The organism is Sphingobium sp. BHU LFT2, assembly GCF_018604485.1.
Classification (GTDB): Bacteria; Pseudomonadota; Alphaproteobacteria; order Sphingomonadales; family Sphingomonadaceae; genus Sphingobium; species Sphingobium yanoikuyae_A.
Genome location: NZ_JAFCGW010000012.1, coordinates 23,442 through 38,971, shown reverse-complemented (window position 1 = coordinate 38,971; position 15,530 = coordinate 23,442). Strand labels below are relative to the sequence as shown.

Annotated in this window: 13 protein-coding genes; 7 read left to right on the top strand and 6 right to left on the bottom strand. The window is 65.0% G+C overall.

Translation table 11 applies throughout. The features are described from left to right. The first annotated feature begins 41 nt into the window (after positions 1–41). Together chrA and JQK15_RS19315 are read left to right on the top strand one after the other, a co-directional pair. On the top strand, positions 42–1,232 hold the full coding sequence (gene chrA / locus JQK15_RS19320) for a chromate efflux transporter (protein WP_214866994.1): 1,191 nt from the start codon (positions 42–44) through the stop codon (positions 1,230–1,232). A gap of 87 nt (positions 1,233–1,319) precedes the next feature. Continuing rightward, a complete protein-coding gene (locus JQK15_RS19315; protein WP_214866992.1) occupies positions 1,320–2,300 on the top strand; it encodes a phosphatase PAP2 family protein in 981 nt (326 codons plus the stop codon). A gap of 2 nt (positions 2,301–2,302) precedes the next feature. On the opposite strand, the gene JQK15_RS19310 is transcribed toward JQK15_RS19315, so the two are convergent. Beyond that, entirely contained in the window at positions 2,303–3,679 is a 1,377-nt protein-coding gene (locus JQK15_RS19310) for an amidohydrolase (protein ID WP_214866990.1), read from the bottom strand. Between the two features lie 147 nt (positions 3,680–3,826). On the opposite strand from JQK15_RS19310, the gene JQK15_RS19305 reads away from it, so the two are divergent. Both JQK15_RS19305 and JQK15_RS19300 read left to right on the top strand, forming a co-directional pair. Beyond that, complete coding sequence (locus JQK15_RS19305) at positions 3,827–4,072, top strand: type II toxin-antitoxin system ParD family antitoxin (RefSeq protein ID WP_214866988.1); 246 nt, start codon at positions 3,827–3,829, stop codon at positions 4,070–4,072. Between the two features lies 1 nt (position 4,073). Next, positions 4,074–4,382 (top strand): type II toxin-antitoxin system RelE/ParE family toxin, encoded by a 309-nt coding sequence (locus JQK15_RS19300; protein ID WP_097382351.1) that lies wholly within the window; start codon positions 4,074–4,076, stop codon positions 4,380–4,382. Positions 4,383–4,388: 6 nt separating this feature from the next. Here the strand turns inward: JQK15_RS19300 and JQK15_RS19295 are convergent, their stop codons facing one another. From JQK15_RS19295 to JQK15_RS19285, 3 genes are all read right to left on the bottom strand, one after another. Continuing rightward, on the bottom strand, positions 4,389–5,903 hold the full coding sequence (locus tag JQK15_RS19295) for a S10 family peptidase (protein ID WP_214866985.1): 1,515 nt from the start codon (positions 5,901–5,903) through the stop codon (positions 4,389–4,391). A gap of 66 nt (positions 5,904–5,969) precedes the next feature. Further along, complete coding sequence (locus tag JQK15_RS19290) at positions 5,970–7,247, bottom strand: MFS transporter (RefSeq protein WP_214867155.1); 1,278 nt, start codon at positions 7,245–7,247, stop codon at positions 5,970–5,972. A 148-nt stretch (positions 7,248–7,395) separates the two neighbouring features. After that, a complete protein-coding gene (locus tag JQK15_RS19285; RefSeq protein ID WP_214866983.1) occupies positions 7,396–8,793 on the bottom strand; it encodes a helix-turn-helix domain-containing protein in 1,398 nt (465 codons plus the stop codon). A 146-nt stretch (positions 8,794–8,939) separates the two neighbouring features. Here JQK15_RS19285 and JQK15_RS19280 point away from each other — a divergent pair, with 146 nt between their 5' ends. Then, on the top strand, positions 8,940–10,532 hold the full coding sequence (locus JQK15_RS19280) for an isocitrate lyase (protein ID WP_214866981.1): 1,593 nt from the start codon (positions 8,940–8,942) through the stop codon (positions 10,530–10,532). Between the two features lie 322 nt (positions 10,533–10,854). Here JQK15_RS19280 and JQK15_RS19275 read toward each other — a convergent pair whose 3' ends face one another. Both JQK15_RS19275 and JQK15_RS19270 read right to left on the bottom strand, forming a co-directional pair. After that, positions 10,855–12,663 (bottom strand): DUF885 domain-containing protein, encoded by a 1,809-nt coding sequence (locus tag JQK15_RS19275; protein ID WP_214866979.1) that lies wholly within the window; start codon positions 12,661–12,663, stop codon positions 10,855–10,857. A 320-nt stretch (positions 12,664–12,983) separates the two neighbouring features. Then, positions 12,984–13,211, bottom strand: coding sequence for a LysR family transcriptional regulator (locus JQK15_RS19270; protein WP_251007875.1), 228 nt, complete (start codon positions 13,209–13,211; stop codon positions 12,984–12,986). Between the two features lie 156 nt (positions 13,212–13,367). Between JQK15_RS19270 and JQK15_RS19265 the strand changes: the two genes are divergently transcribed. Next, the gene (locus JQK15_RS19265; RefSeq protein ID WP_214866977.1) at positions 13,368–14,186 is read left to right on the top strand and encodes a DUF2711 family protein; all 819 of its coding nucleotides are present in this window, start codon (positions 13,368–13,370) and stop codon (positions 14,184–14,186) included. 573 nt (positions 14,187–14,759) lie between these two features. Next, the gene (locus JQK15_RS19260) at positions 14,760–15,446 is read left to right on the top strand and encodes a glutathione S-transferase family protein (protein ID WP_214866975.1); all 687 of its coding nucleotides are present in this window, start codon (positions 14,760–14,762) and stop codon (positions 15,444–15,446) included. Positions 15,447–15,530 lie beyond the last annotated feature (84 nt).

Genomic DNA, 15,530 nt, shown 5'->3' with positions numbered 1-15,530 from the left:
TTCCGCTCCATAGGCCGCGCCTGCGGCAGGAGCCGATGACGATGACGACACTGGATGATGGTCCGCCGCCGATCCGCCTGTTCCCGCTATTCCTGAAATTCCTGCGCTTTGGCTGCCTGGCCTTTGGCGGGCCGGTCGCGCAGATCGCGATGCTACGCCAGACCCTGGTCGAGGAGGAGCGCTGGCTGTCCGGGCCGCGCTTTAACCGCCTGTTGGCGGTGATGCAGATATTGCCGGGTCCCGAAGCCCATGAACTATGCGTCCATATGGGCATGATGGCGCGCGGCCGGATCGGCGGGCTGCTGGCGGGGCTGGGCTTCATGCTGCCCGGTCTGCTGCTGATGCTGGTCGCCGCCTGGCTTTATCGCGACTGGATTGCCGGCGCGGGCTGGGCGCTGCCGGTGCTGTTCGGCATCCAGCTGGTGGTGCTGGCGATCATCGCGCGCGCGGTGCAGCGGATCGGCGGCCATGTGCTGGAGGACCGGTTGCTCTGGGCGCTGGCGATCGGCGCCTCTGCCGCGACGCTGCTGGGCACCCCTTTCTGGATTCCGCTGCTGGCGGCGGGGCTGGTCTATGCTTTTCGGGCGCGGCCCATGGTCATTGGCGTGGTGCTGGTCGGGGCGGTCTTGTTGGCGCTGTTGCTGCACAAAGGAACAGTGGCGGTTGCGCCGATCCCGACGGTGGCTGGTGCAGCGCGGCCCGACATGCTGCTGCTGTTCATTGCAGGGCTGAAGGGCGGGCTGCTCACCTTTGGCGGCGCCTATACCGCCATTCCCTATGTGCGCGGCGATACGGTCGGGCGCGGCTGGCTGTCGGACGGGCTGTTCCTCGACGGGGTGGCGCTGGCCGGCATATTGCCGGCGCCCTTGGTCATCTTCGCGACCTTTGCCGGCTATATGGCCGGTGGGCTGGGCGGCGCGCTGGCGATCACGGCGGGCATGTTCCTGCCAGCCTTCGCCTTTTCCCTGATCTTCTATGAGCGGCTGGAGGCGCTGGTCGAAAATCCGGAGCTCCACCATCTGCTGGCCGGGGTCGCAGCGGCCGTGGTCGGGGTGATCGCGGCAACGCTGGTGCAACTGGGCTGGGCGGCGGCGATGCGGGCGGACCGGCTCTGGGCGGCGGGCCTGATCCTGCTGGTCGGTGCGCTCTGTGCCTGGCGGATCAAGGGGCGCTGGAGCATGCCGGCGATCATCGCGCTGGGCGGTGGCGCGGGCTGGCTGCTGCAGCCCTGACAGGGCCGTCATGCAACGGTTCATCGCAGCTTAAGCACGGGAGGCGGAAGGGCGGCCTTTCCGCCTTTCTTCCCGGACATAAGCGTGATGCCGTCGATCGAAACCTCCTGGCCTCTGGCTGAGCCTGTTGCCGCGCAGACGGCGCGTCCGGTGCCGATCGTCACGCGGCCATTGGCGATCCGGCGGCATTTTCTGGCGGCGCTGGGCGGGAGCATGCTGCTGCTCGCCCTGCTGCTGGACATGGCTGACCTGCGCATCGATTTCTGGCAGCTGAGCAGCATCGCCTATGGCGCGGCGGCGGCGCTGTTGCTGGTGCTGCGCTTCGGTCTGCCGCGCAGCGGCTGGCGCCATGCCGGGGTGGTGGCGCCATTTGCCACCTATGTCGGCCTGTTCACGCTGATCTCGGTCATGGGCGCGGCGGCCAGCTATCCCGTGGCGGCGCTGACCCATGGCTATGCCGATGCGACCTTGCAGCGGATCGACGAAGCGCTGGGGTTCGACTGGCTCTATTGGTATCGGCTGACGGCGTCGCACCGGACACTCCAGTTCCTGGAAACGGCCGCCTATCGCAGCATCTATGTGACGCCGGCGCTGCTGCTATGGTGCATGGCGCGGGCGGGCGAGCAGGAACGGGCCTGGCGCTTCATCGCCACCTTCTGGCTGGCGGCGGTCATCACCCTGATCCTGTTCAGCCTGATGCCGGCGGTGGGGCCATTCTCCTATCTGTGGCACGAACCGATCCGCTACATGCCCGAAAGCGAACTGTGGCAGCAGGGGCTGATCCCGGCGCTGCGGACGCATGCGGTCCATGCCATCGATCTGGGGCAGTTGCGCGGCATCGTGTCGGCGCCCAGCTTCCATACCGCGGCGGCGGTTCTGTATATTGCGGCGGGCTGGCGGATCGCGGCGCTGCGCTGGCCGATCGTCGCGCTCAACGCGGCGATGCTGCTATCGACCCCGGTCGAGGGCACCCATTATCTGGTCGACATGATCCTGGGGCTGGGCGTGGCGCTGACCGCGCTGGCGCTGATGGAGGTCCATCGGCGCCGCTGCGCGGTCAGCGTATAAGCTCAATCCTTCTTCAGGATATCCATGGCGAGGACGGTCATCGCCTCGCTGGCGGTGGCGATGACCTTGTCGGCCTCCGGCGCCCAGAACGGGCTGTGCAGCGAGGGCAGGGTGATTTGGCCAGCCTCGGCCGCCGCCATCTTGTCCGCCGGCACGCCGCCGACCCAGAAGATGAAGCTGTTGATCGACTTGTCGGCGCGGTAGAAGCGGCCGAAATCCTCGCCGCCCATCACCGCCGGGGTCTTGACCACGCGGCCCTCGGCGAAATGCCCCTTGAGCAGCGCGCCCATCTGTTCGGCAAATTCGGGCGGGTTGTAGGTGGACGGAGTGAACTCGTCCTTGACGCTGATCACCGGCATCTTGTCGTCGGGCACGCCCGCCGCAATCGCCTCGCCACGGGCGATCCGCTCGATCCCCTTGATCAGCTTGGCGCGGGTCTCGTCCGAATAGCTGCGCACGGTCAACAGCAGCAGCGCCTGGTCGGGGATGATGTTGTGCTTGGCGCCGGCCTGGAAGCTGCCAACGGTGACGACGGCGGGATCCTGCGGATCCTGTTCGCGGCTGATCAAGGTCTGCAGCGAGGTGACGATCCGTGAACCCAGGACGATCGGGTCCTTGGTCGTCTGCGGATAGGCACCATGGCCGCCCAGCCCCTTCACGACGATATCGACGCTGTCGACATTGGCGAGGGCATAGCCCGGCGTATAGCCGACGACGCCGGCCTGGAGATTGGCGGCGTCATGGAAGGCGATGGCATGGGTCGGGCGCGGGAAGCGGGTGTAGAGCCCGTCCTCCAGCATGTCGCGGGCGCCCTTGCCCACTTCCTCGGCCGGCTGGAGGATCATCACCAGCGTGCCCTTCCACTTGTCCTTCTGGCTGGACAGCAGCTTGGCGGTCTCGATGAAGGCGGTCATGTGGGTGTCATGGCCGCAGGCGTGCATCACGCCGGTTTCGACCCCCTCGGGCGTCTTGGTGCGGACCTTGGACGCGAAGTCGAGGCCGGTCTGCTCGACCACCGGCAGGCCGTCCATGTCGGCGCGGATGAGGAGGACGGGGCCTGAGCCATTCTTCATCACCGCGACGACGCCGGTGCCGCCGACCTTCTCGGTCACGTCGAACTTCATCGCTTTCAGGCGCTTCGCCAGCTTGGCGGCGGTGTTCACCTCCTGCAGCGAGAGTTCGGGATTGGCGTGCAGGTCGCGATAGAGGGTCATCAGCCCCTCCATGTCCCTGGCGATCAGGCCGGGCAGTTCGCTCTGCGGCGTGGGGGTAGGCTGGACCATGGCCGGCTGAGCCGGCGGCGGCGCAGTCGGGGTTTGGGCGACGGCGATGGACGAAAAGCTGACAGCGGCCAGAAAGGCCGTGAGCGCGTGGCGCATATGATTGAATCTCCCTTGCTGGGCAGGAGCATAAGGGGATTTTACGGGCGTTAAAGGGGATTGTTGCGATGGCGAGGCATGCCTGTGAAGCCTTCGAATGATTGGCAATCTTTGCCAATTTGCGATAGGATAGGGCAGGAGCAACCTATGGCGACAATGAATATTTCTCTGCCCGATCCGATGAAGAACTGGGTCGACGCACAGACGGCAACCGGCCGTTACAGCAATGCGAGCGATTATGTGCGTGACCTGATCCGGCGCGATCAGGAGCGGCTGGCGAAGGTCGCCCATATGCAGATGCTGGTCGATGAAGCGCGGCAGGGCGGGATCAGCGACGAGACGATGGAGGATATCCGCGTGCGGGCGCTGCATCAGGCCGGGTTGAAGCGCTAATATGGCGCGCTATCGTCTGACCCGCGCGGCGTCGGACGATATCGCAGCGATCTTCATCGACGGGATCGAACGGTTTGGGCTGGTGCAGGCCGATCTCTATCATGCCGGGTTGGCGGCGGCTTTCGACCTGATTGCCGAATATCCTTTTGCAGTGCGACTGCGGGAGGAGATCATGCCGCCGGTACGGGTGCGCCACTATCGGGCGCATCTGATTCTTTATGATCTGGTCGAGGATAGCCGGCCCCTCATCCTGCGGGTCCGCCATGGTCGGGAAGACTGGCAGGCGCGGGAGGAAGGGCCGGATCGTTAGCGTGGATCAGCGGGCGTTGATGAACGCCCGGATATCTGCGCTCAACTTGCGCAGGTCGTCGGGGCGGACATACATCATGTGGCCGGCATCATAATAATGATACTGGATCCGCGCGGGATCGAAGCCGGTGCGGCTCATCGCATATTCCGCGCCGAAGAAGGGCGTGGCGAAATCATACCAGCCCTGGCCTACGAATACCTTGAGGCCGCTATTCTCGCGCAAAGCCTTGCTGAGATAGGGGGCGACGCTGGCGTAAACTTCGCTGTCGCGGCCGCGCTGGCCCTGCAGCTTCCAGTCCCAGCCGCTGACCCCGCCGATCGTCACATAGCTGCGGTCGGTCTTGTACTTCAGCTCGTCGCGGGCATAGCTGTTCATCGCCGCGGTATAGGCGCCGTCGATCGCGTAGAAGCTGGGGTCATTGTCCGGCTCTTCGCCGGCCGCATCATAATCCTTGCCGGTATAGCGGGTGTCGAGGCGACCGATGGAGACGCCCCGATCGCGCAGCAATTCCTTGTAGAAACGGCCCGGCGAAATGCGCAGTTCTGCATGGTCGACAAACTGCTCCGACAGGCCGGTGAGGCGGGCCAGTTCGGCACGGACGCTGGCGCGTTCCTGATCCGACAGTTGGTTGCCCTTCAGCAGCGCGGCGGCATAGGGGCCGATCGCGAAGGCGCGGGCCTGCTGCGCGGCTTCGGCCACGGTGGCGGGCGGATTGCCCATCTTCTTGTGATACCAGGCGGTCGTCGCCATCGAGGGGAGGTTGAGGATATAGGGCATTTCATTGCCCTGCACCTCGGCCGAGGCACCGAAGTCGAGGATCGACGAGATCAGGATGATGCCGTTGACCGCGACGTCGTTATAGCTGCCCTCCAGCTCGTTGATGAGGGCCACCGAACGGGTGGTGCCATAGCTTTCGCCGCCGATATATTTGGGCGAGGACCAGCGGCCATTTTCATTGAGCCACAGGCGAATATACTCGGCGATCGACTTGGCGTCGGCCGACACCCCCCAATAATCCTTGGGATCCTTCTTGCCGATGGCATGAGAAAAGCCGGTGCCGACCGGATCGATGAAGACGAGGTCGGTGACGTCGAGCAGTGATTCCGCATTGTCGACCAGCGGATAGGGCGGGGCGCCGTCATCCTGTGCATCGGGCAGCACCACGCGCTTGGGGCCGAAGGCGCCCATGTGCAGCCAGAGCGAGCCCGAGCCGGGGCCGCCATTATAGAGGAAGGTGATCGGGCGCTTCTTGTCGCCGCCATCCTTGACATAGGCGGTGGCATAGATCGCCGCGAGCGGCTTGCCATCCTTGTCCTTCAGATAGGTTTCGCCGGTGGTCGCGGTGTAGCTGATCGCCTTGCCGCCGAACACGCCCTTATGATGGGTGACCGAGACATTGGGGGCGGGCACGCCAGCTTCGGCGGCCGGTGCCTCATCCTTCTTCTTGTCCCCGTCCTGGGCCTGGACGGCCATGGGCATGATGGCCAGCGCGAGCGCGGCCAGCGAAATCGTCAAACGCATTAAGGATGCTCCCCTTTCTTTTGTGGCGCATGCGCTAGCCCAGAGCGGGCGACGCGGGAAGGGGGCTCAGCGGGGCAGTTGTCGCTTTGGCGCGCTTTCGGGCAGGCGCCATAGCACCGGCAATACGCCCAGCGCGACGATCGCGATCAGCCAGCCGGGGGCCGATGCCCATCCGCTGGCCTGCGTCAGTTGGTGCGACAGATAGGGCGTAAGGCCGCCGAACAGGGCCGTCGCACTGGTGGCGCCAAAGGCGAGGCCGCTCAGCCGCCCTTCGCCGGGAAATTGCTCGGCCGTGGTCACGGCGCCGACCGCGCTCACCGCCCCGCCCAGTGCCGCCAGCAGGATCGCGCCGACCAGCGCGCCGCCCAATGCGCTGCCCTGGGCCATCAGGGCAAAGAGCAAGGCCGGCAGCGCCACGCCGGCCAGCGCCAGCGCGACCAGCACCGGCCGCCGCCCGATCCGGTCGGACAAGGCCCCGACCAGCGGCGTCACCAGGATCACAACGAGCGCCGCCAGCGTTGAGAGTGTCAGCGCATCGGCCTCGCCCATGCGGCCGGTGCCGATCAGGAAGCTCGGCACATAGACGATGCCGACATAATAGGTGATCGACCCCAGCGCCGAAATGGCAAAGCCGCGGCCGATCGCCGGCCGATAGGCGCGCAGGCTGAGGCGCAGGGGCTGGGCCGGGATGCTTCCACGGGCGCGCTGCGCCAGGAAATCGGGCGATTCCTCGATCCGCGACCGCGCTAGCAGGATGAGCGCCGCAAGTCCCGCGCCAACCAGAAAGGGAATGCGCCAGCCCCAGTCGGCCAGCGCCGCCTCGTCCAGCAGTGCCACGGTCAGGGCGGACAGCGCCACTGCCAGCAGCCCGCCGACCTCGCTCGCCGCCGACGCCAGGGATGTGATGAGGCCCCGTCGGCCCGGCGGTGCCCCTTCCAGCAGATAGGCAACGACGCCGGTATATTCGCCCCCGACCGAGAAGGCCATGACACAGCGCAGCGCCAGCAGCAGCCAGCCGGCCATCGCTCCGGCCTGGGCCTGGGTCGGCAGCAGCGCGGTCGCCAGCATCGCCGCGCTCATCAGCGCCATCGACAGCAACATGGTCGGCCGCCTGCCATGGCGATCGCCGATATGGCCAAAGAATATCGCCCCTAATGGCCGCATCAGATAGGCGAGGGCAAAGCCCGCCAGCACATGGCCCACGCCCGCCGCGCCGCCGCCATAGAAGATGCGCGACAACAAGGTGGCGAGATAGAGATAGAGGGTGAAGTCATACCATTCGACGATGGTCGACAGCCCGGCAATCACCAGCGATCGCTTCGAAAGGCCGGACGGCTGCCCCATCGGTGGCGTTTCCTCATCCATCAGAGCCTCCCCCCAATCCGTTCGCTTCGAGCTTGTCGAGAAGCGGCAAGCGCCGACCTTCATGCCCCGCTTCACCCCGTTTCTCGACAAGCTCGAAACGAACGGAGACAGGTAAGCGCGCCACTCCCTAACCATCGGCAAAGCCGAACGGCGCCCGCGTCCGCCGATAATCGTCGGGCAGCATGTCGCGGCCGATCGGCGGGGCGGACCGGGCCATGCACTGGCTGCGGTGGCACAGGCGACAGGTAACGCCGATCGGCGTCGGCGCGGGGGCCGGCGCATCCTGGCTATAGACCAGCCGATGGGCATGGTCGGCCGCGCAGCACAGTGCGATCGCCCGCTCCACCTTCGCCGCCCCCCAACTGCCGCCGCCGGCGGTCACGGTGCGCGCGATCGAGAAGAAGCGCTGGCCGTCGGGCAGTTCCAGCCATTGCGTCACCACCTCGCGCGGCGTCTCGAATACGCGATGCACCGACCAGAGCGGGCAGGAACCGCCATGGCGGGCAAAGGGAAAGCCGGCCCCGTCCAGCCGCTTGGACACATTGCCTGCCTGGTCGACCCGCAGGAAGAAGAAGGGGACGCGTTCCTGCCCCGGCTTCTGCAACGTCGTCAGCCGGTGCGCCGCCTGCTCGAAGCTGACGCCGAACTGCCGGGCCAGCGCCTCGACATCATAGCGCTTCGCCTCCACCGCCTTGGCGAAGGCGGTATAGGGCATCAATATCGCCGCCGCGCCATAGCCGGCCAATGCCCGCCGGGCGAGCCGCCGCCCGCTCTCGCTGGCGAACTGTCCGTCCTTCAGCAGCGCGTCGAAGCCCTTGCGCATCTCCAGATAGGCGATCTGCAACGCCAGTTGAAAGGCAGAACTCGCCCCGTCCAGCGCATCGTCCAGCAGCACCGCGTCACGATGCCGGTCCAGCCGCCGCATCGATCCTGCCATCACGTCCGACGGCAATCGCCGCACCCGCAAATTGTGCCGCGCCTTGAGCCAGCCGGCCAGGCCACCCTCTGCCTCCGCTTCCGCCGCCAGCTTCTCGGCCGCATCGTCTAGCAGAGGGAAGCTGTTGCGCCGCGCGGCGACGAAGCGCCGGGCCTCGGCCACCGGATCGGCAACATCCTCCTGGGGTTCCGCATCCGCCCCCCTGTCGGCGAGCGCCAGATGTTCCTCGCGATAGCTGGTATAGAGCCGCAGCAAAGCCTCGGTAATACCCGGATAATTGACCGCGACATCGCCGGTTGCCAGTTGCGGCAGGTCGATATCGGCGAACATCGGGTCTTTCAGCACCGCCTGCAGCCGCGCCGTCTGTTCCGCGCCGCCGTCGCCCGCCACTTCGGCCATGTCCAGCTTGTAGGTGCGCGCCAGTCGCAGCAGCATGTCGGCGGTCAGCGGCCGCTGGTTGCGCTCCAGCAGTGCGACATAGGAGGCGCTGATCTCCAGATCATTGGCCATGTCTGCCTGGGTCAGGCCCAGCTCGCGTCGCAGCCGCCGCAATCGCGGCCCCATATAGACGGGACGATCCTTGGCCATGACACGACTCCTGTACGCTCTTTACAACTTTACAGCAGATTTTTGTAAAGATCGACAACTGGACTTTGGCAGGGGTGCCGCACCCCATTTCCTGTGTCTACTTCGCTGTCATTCTTTCTTGCAGCTCACCCCAAGGGAATGACGACATGACCTATCAAAGTGAAATCGCGAAGGCCGACACGCTGATCGGTGGCCAGGGCCATTGGGACGGCATTGCCCCTGAATCCGTCGCCCGCATGCGCCTGCAGAACCGGTTCCAGAGCGGCCTCGACATCGCCCGCTACACCGCGAAGATCATGCGCGCCGACATGGCCGCCTATGATGCCGATCCGGCCAACTACACACAGTCGCTGGGCTGCTGGCACGGCTTCATCGGCCAGCAGAAGATGATCTCCATCAAGAAGCATTTCGGCACCACCAAGGGCCGCTACCTCTATCTTTCGGGTTGGATGGTCGCGGCGCTGCGCAGCGAGTTCGGCCCGCTGCCTGACCAGTCGATGCATGAAAAGACCAGCGTCCCGGCGCTGATCGAGGAACTCTACACCTTCCTGCGCCAGGCCGACGCCCGCGAGCTGGGCGGCCTGTTCCGCGATCTCGACAAGGCCCGCGCGGAAGGCGATGAGGTCCGCGCCGCGAAGTTGCAGCAGCAGATCGACAATTACGAAACCCATATCGTGCCGATCGTTGCCGACATCGACGCCGGCTTCGGCAATGCGGAGGCGACCTATCTGCTCGCCAAGAAGTTCATCGAGGCCGGCGCCTGCTGCATCCAGATCGAGAACCAGGTCTCGGATGAAAAACAGTGCGGCCATCAGGACGGCAAGGTCACGGTCCCGCACGAAGACTTCCTCGCGAAGATCCGGGCGGTCCGCTACGCCTTCCTAGAACTCGGGATCGACGACGGCGTGATCGTCGCGCGCACCGACTCGCTGGGCGCGGGCCTCACCAAGCAGATCGCCTTCACCCGGCAAGCGGGCGATATCGGCGACCTCTATAATGGCTTCCTCGATTGCGACCCGGTCGATGCCGGCGCGATCGGCCATGGTGACGTCCTCATCAGCCGCGACGGCCAGTTGCTCAAGCCCAAGCGCCTGCCGTCGAATCTCTACCAGTTCCGCGCCGGCACCGGCGAGGATCGCTGCGTCCTCGACTGCATCACCGCGCTCCAGAACGGCGCCGACCTGCTGTGGATCGAAACCGAAAAGCCGCATATCGGCCAGATCGGCGGGATGGTCAGCCGCATCTGCGAGGTGATCCCCAATGCCAAGCTGGTCTATAACAATTCGCCCAGCTTCAACTGGACGCTGAACTTCCGTCAGCAGGTGTTCGACGTCTGGGAGAAGGAAGGTCGCGACCTTGCCGCCTATGACCGGGCCAGGTTGATGAGCGCGGACTATGACGCCACCGACCTCGGCATCGAGGCGGACGAACGCATCCGGACCTTCCAGAAGGATGCGGCAGCGCAGGCGGGCATCTTCCACCACCTCATCACCCTGCCGACCTATCACACCGCCGCGCTCAGCACCGACAATCTCGCGAAGGAATATTTCGGCGAGGCCGGCATGCTGGGCTACGTCAAGGGCGTTCAGCGGCAGGAAATCCGCCAGGGCATCGCCTGCGTGAAGCACCAGAATATGGCCGGCTCCGACATTGGCGACGACCATAAGGAATATTTCGCCGGCGAAGCCGCGCTCAAGGCCGGCGGCGCCCACAACACGATGAACCAGTTTGCGGCCTAAACCCTATCCCCGTCATCCCCGCGAAGGCGGGGATCCATCTCCCGACCTCGCGTCAGGAACCGGCGTTGGGAGATGGGTTCCCGCTTCCGCGGGAACGACGAAATAGAATCTGCCGCAGGCGCCCCATCTTCCCGGCGATATCCCGATGCTTGTCGGGAAGATGGGTTCCGCTAGCGTAACAAGCATGGAAGATTAGGGTTTCGCGGCCGGGGCCGTGAAGACAGCCAGTTCGCGGGGAATTCGACACTCCCTTCGCGATTTGGGTGGAAGGACCCTCGACGGCCCGGTGGCGCACCACCGGGCCGTTTTTTGCATATTGGTTTTAGGCGATCCCCGCCCGCTGGCGCACCGCCTGCTTCAATATGTCGAGCGGCATCGCGCCCAGCGTGAGCACCTCATGGAACTGCTTGAGGTCGAACTTGTCCCCCTGCGCCGTCTTCACTTCCTCGCGCAGGTCGTTCCACACGGTGTGACCGATCTTGTAGCTGCACGCCTGGCCCGGCCAGACGGTGTAGCGGTCGATCTCGCCCTGGCTGCGGCCGCGCGCGATGCCGGTGGTGGCGATGAGGTAATCGGTCGCCTTCTCGCGGCTCCAGCGCTTGGCGTGCATGCCACTGTCGACCACCAGCCGGGTGGCGCGGAACAGCAGCGACTGGAGATAGCCGACCTGGCCTAGCGGATCGCCCTTATACATGCCCATCTCGTCGGCGAGTTGCTCGGAATAGAGCGCCCAGCCTTCGGAATAGCCGCTGTAGAAGCCGCGGCGGCGGATCATCGGGATCGAATCCGATTCCAGCGCCACCGTCACCTGCAGATGGTGGCCCGGCACCGCCTCATGATGGGTCAGCGTGGCAAGGCCGAATTTCGGCCGGTCGAACGTGTCGCGCAGATTGATGAAATAGATGGCCGGCCGCGACCCGTCGAGCGAGGCATTCTGATAATAGCCGCCCGGCGCGCCCGCCTGGATCGTCACCGGTACGCGGCGCACCTCGACCGGCGCCTTGGGCACGGTGTTGAACGCCTCGCCCAGCCGCGCCTGCATCGCCTTGATCTGGCTGTTGAGCTGCGCCAGCAGCGCCTCGCGGCCCGGATCGGTATTGGGGTAGAGCTGGTCGGGGCGCTTGTTGAGCGCGACCAGACGGTCGCCGACCGTGCCCTGGCTCATCCCTTCGCCCTTCAGGATCGCGTCGATCCGCGACGAAATGCTGGCGACCTGATCCAGGCCCATCTGGTGGATTTCGTCGCCGGTCAGCCGGGTCGTGGTCGCGGCCTCGGCGGCGGCGGCATAGAAGGCCTCGCCATCGGGCAGGCGCCAGCAGCCGGCATCATGCACCGCCTTGGCCCGCAACTGCTGCACCAGCGCGCGCTGGCGATCGACGGCGGGGAAGACCTTTTCCGCGACGATCTTCTCGGCTTGCGCCGCGCGCTCGGGCGGCAGGCCGGCGGCGGCCAGCTTCTTGGCAAAGCTTGCCACCAGCACGGTCTGGGCGGCGGGCTGGTCGCGCAGCGCCGCCTGCATCTTCATCGTCGTGTCGAGAATATAGTCGGGCGCGAACACGCCCTTGGCCGCATCCGCCTTCTGCCGCTCCAGCTCGCCGTCCATGCTGACGGGGAAGGCTTCGAGCCGCGCCAGATAGGCGTCGGCATCGGCCGCGTCCTTCACCCGGTGCTGGCTGTCGAGGAAGTCGGGCGTCTCGCGATAGGAGCCGGTCAGCTGGCTGAGGATATAGGGCGCATAGCGGCCCGCCGTCTCGCCATAGGCGAAACGCTCGCCACCCACGGCGCGGTCGAGCTGATAGGCGACGACATCATAATCGAGCTGGCTCGCCGGGCTGAGCGCCGCGCGATCGAGACCGGCAAGCTGCTTCGCCTGCGTCTTGGTCCGGGCAAGGTCGCGCGCCGCGCCGGCGGCACTGGTGTCGCTGAGCTTGCCGCGCAGCGCCGCGCGGGCACCGGTGTCGAGGCCAAGGCGGGTCGCCTGTTCCGGGCTGTCGTCCAGCCGCTCATAGAAGAAGCCGTCCAGCATGGCGCGCAGGCGGGCATCCTGCGATCCCGGCTGCGCAAAGGCGCGCGGGGCGGATGCGGCCAGCGCCGTGGCGCCGCTGGTGGTGAGGAATTGGCGTCGGTTCACGAAATGCTCCCTGTTCTGGCCCTGGCACGAACGGTCGCCCGCCGCCGGGGTCGCCTTAGTGCCGCGCATGCAAGGGCTTGGCTATTATTTGTTTTGCCGCGATTTCTTAATCAACAATCGATGCCGATTGCTTGGAAATCGCTCCAGGGGCGAGGGGGAAATGACGCGACAGTTGAAAGTTCACACCGTCATGCGTCGTGATTTCGGGGCGATTTTGACTACAATGCGCCTGTGGCGCGCCCGCGAAGCGACAGTGAAGCGACATCGGGGGCACGCCGAAGCGACAGCGACGCGACAGTCAGGCGACAGCCGGGCGCCATTTATCGGCCGATCGGCCCCTTATGTCGGCGGTTCGGCGCGAGCGGATCGCTCAGGCGGGCGGCGTGGAGCGCCAGTGCATTGGCCCAGCAGCGGTCGAAGCCGGTGCCCGCGAGCCGATCGCGCAGCCGGTGCGCGCTGGAACGGGACATGCCGACCATCTGCGCGGCATGGCTGATATTGCCGGTTTCGAGCAGCGCGGCGAGCGGAGGAGGAAGAGGCTGGTTCATCCAACAGGATAGAACAGAAAAAGCCCTGTGTAGGAAAGAGCTGCGGCGGGAGGGAGAGATAGCTGTCGGTCTGGAAGCGACCATTTTGTGCCGTTCATCGTAGAGTTGGCCTAGCCCGAAAGCTGACATCGTAACGGTATGCGATTAGAACGGGGTATGGATATGATCGATCGAGATAAGTTTGGCCCGCCCGACGATACGCCCATCCTACCTTGGTTTGGCGGCGCATACACACACGGCTTTGTCGCCCTCCATCCATTTTTCACCGTAAAAGGGCTCGACCCGAAGACCTGCGAACACGGAACGCTTGTCCTTTCAGGCTCGGCGGCTCCTGCTGCACTTGGTTTGTTGGAGTGGGCGGACGAAGAGGCGGCTAATCGACGCGTTGGTAAGGAGATTAGTTTCGAAGGGGTCGATAGTGCGGCAAAGCGATATGGACGGCAGATCGGCTGGCGAACGATCTGTCAGCAGGCTGATTTCGCTAACCACTGCGATTTGGATCAGGCTTTGAGAACGAGCATCCGCGGCCTCAAGCATGGCTTTGCGGACGCCGCCAAATCAGAGCGTCTCACCATTTACTGCTCTCAGCATGGCATATTTCCGCCGAACGAGGGGCGTTTCGAACCGCTGATGCAAGCCAACCTCGCCGCAGTGTTTAGACGAGCCGGTTTTAGCCGGCTGATCGTGGGAGATGAATTTGGTGATGATGAACGCCTGGTCGACACTAGCTTGTTGGAACAAGGTGATTTGTGGGACGGCATGGCTGACCTTCCACAATATGGCGTGAAACGCCTGATTGCTCCCGATCACTCACTTCTAGCATGGGTCCACTGGGATAGCTTCTACACACTGCTTCTTGGGAAAGAAGAGGCGTTCCAAGGCCTAAAGATCGCCAGTTTGTTCGAGGGGTTTTGGTGTTCCGAAGCAACAGAGTCATCTTGGTTTAGACAGCCCTGCATCCCGCTTGTGGAATAGCTCGCGAAGTGACGAGCACATGTCCGCTTTCCAAACCGGTTGGCTAAAAGCCGCCGGTCCGCTTCCCACCCTTATTCGTCATTCCCGCGCAGGCGGGAATCCATCTCCTGACCTTGCATCTGGCCCCACGCTGGTGAGAAGGATACCCGTCTCCGCAGGTATGACGGCATAAAAATGACCGTCCCCTGATCCACCCGTTCGGGTTGCCCAGCAGATCGAAATCAGGGTGCCGAAAGCCGCCCAGCCGCAATCGATCAGAGGCGCTCATTCCTTCGCCCGCTGGCGGGAGAAGGATAGAAAGCCTTGCCGGCAAGGCCGGCCAGGCGAAGTTGGATGAGGGGCGCTTGTTCCGGAAGACCCTCACCCTACCACGCCTATGGCGCGGGCCCCTCCCTCTCCCGTGAATGGGAGAGGGTAAGCAACCGGTCCGCTTCCCACTTGCTCGTCAGGGGGGGCGAGCTTCCCCGTCCTGCCTGATAAGCTGAGCTTGTCAGACCCGTGGATCGTTCCGCCTGTCGGGCGGTTCCCCGATGCGCTAAGGGGACGCGCACCACGCACAGGGGAGATTGATCGATGGCCTATACGCTCATCACCGCCAACCGGAATTATTCGAGCTGGTCGCTGCGGCCCTGGCTGTTGATGAAGGGGCTGGGGATCGATTTCGTCGATCGGATCGAGCCCTTTGCCGCGCCGGTCAATTACAGCGCCTTTCGCAGCTTTTCGCCGACGGGGCAGGTGCCCGCGCTGATCGACGGTGATCGGACGGTGTGGGATTCGCTCGGCATCCTTCTTTATCTCGCCGACCGGCATGAGGGCGTCTGGCCCGCCGATGCCGATGCGCGCGCCTTTGCCCAGTGTGCGGTGGCGGAAATGCACAGCGGCTTTTCCGCGCTGCGGTCGACGTGCACGATGAATGTCGGGGTGCGGGTGGAGCTGAACCTGATCGAGCCGGCGCTGAACAAGGATATCGCCCGGCTGCGCGAACTCTGGGAGCAGGGACTGGCGCGCTTTGGCGGGCCCTATCTGGCCGGCGCGGAATTCAGCGCGCTCGACGCCTTCTATGCGCCGGTCGCCTTCCGGGTGCGCAGCTATGGCCTGGATGTCGGGCCGATCGCGCGCGGCTGGGTCGAAACCATGCTGGCCCATCCCGCGATGCGCGAATGGGAAGAGGCGGCGCTGGCCGAAACCTGGCGCGAGGAGGGGCATGAGGCGGAACTGGCGGCGGTCGGCCGCGTGGTCGAGGATTATCGCGCGGCGTAACATTATTGCTTCAGCCTTGCGAAAAACACACATTTTCCATCGCAAGGCCCGTTTCTCCCCCTTTCCCCTGGCGCCTTACGGGTC

Excerpts from the sequence above, each read along its gene's own strand:
- JQK15_RS19280 (WP_214866981.1), top strand. The coding sequence starts at position 8,940 with ATGACCTATCAAAGTGAAATCGCGAAGGCCGACACGCTGATCGGTGGC.
- JQK15_RS19285 (WP_214866983.1), bottom strand. The coding sequence starts at position 8,793 with ATGGCCAAGGATCGTCCCGTCTATATGGGGCCGCGATTGCGGCGGCTG.
- JQK15_RS19265 (WP_214866977.1), top strand. The coding sequence starts at position 13,368 with ATGGATATGATCGATCGAGATAAGTTTGGCCCGCCCGACGATACGCCC.
- JQK15_RS19270 (WP_251007875.1), bottom strand. The coding sequence starts at position 13,211 with ATGAACCAGCCTCTTCCTCCTCCGCTCGCCGCGCTGCTCGAAACCGGC.
- JQK15_RS19310 (WP_214866990.1), bottom strand. The coding sequence starts at position 3,679 with ATGCGCCACGCGCTCACGGCCTTTCTGGCCGCTGTCAGCTTTTCGTCC.
- JQK15_RS19260 (WP_214866975.1), top strand. The coding sequence starts at position 14,760 with ATGGCCTATACGCTCATCACCGCCAACCGGAATTATTCGAGCTGGTCG.
- JQK15_RS19305 (WP_214866988.1), top strand. The coding sequence starts at position 3,827 with ATGGCGACAATGAATATTTCTCTGCCCGATCCGATGAAGAACTGGGTC.
- chrA (WP_214866994.1), top strand. The coding sequence starts at position 42 with ATGACGACACTGGATGATGGTCCGCCGCCGATCCGCCTGTTCCCGCTA.
- JQK15_RS19300 (WP_097382351.1), top strand. The coding sequence starts at position 4,074 with ATGGCGCGCTATCGTCTGACCCGCGCGGCGTCGGACGATATCGCAGCG.
- JQK15_RS19315 (WP_214866992.1), top strand. The coding sequence starts at position 1,320 with ATGCCGTCGATCGAAACCTCCTGGCCTCTGGCTGAGCCTGTTGCCGCG.
- JQK15_RS19295 (WP_214866985.1), bottom strand. The coding sequence starts at position 5,903 with ATGCGTTTGACGATTTCGCTGGCCGCGCTCGCGCTGGCCATCATGCCC.
- JQK15_RS19290 (WP_214867155.1), bottom strand. The coding sequence starts at position 7,247 with ATGGGGCAGCCGTCCGGCCTTTCGAAGCGATCGCTGGTGATTGCCGGG.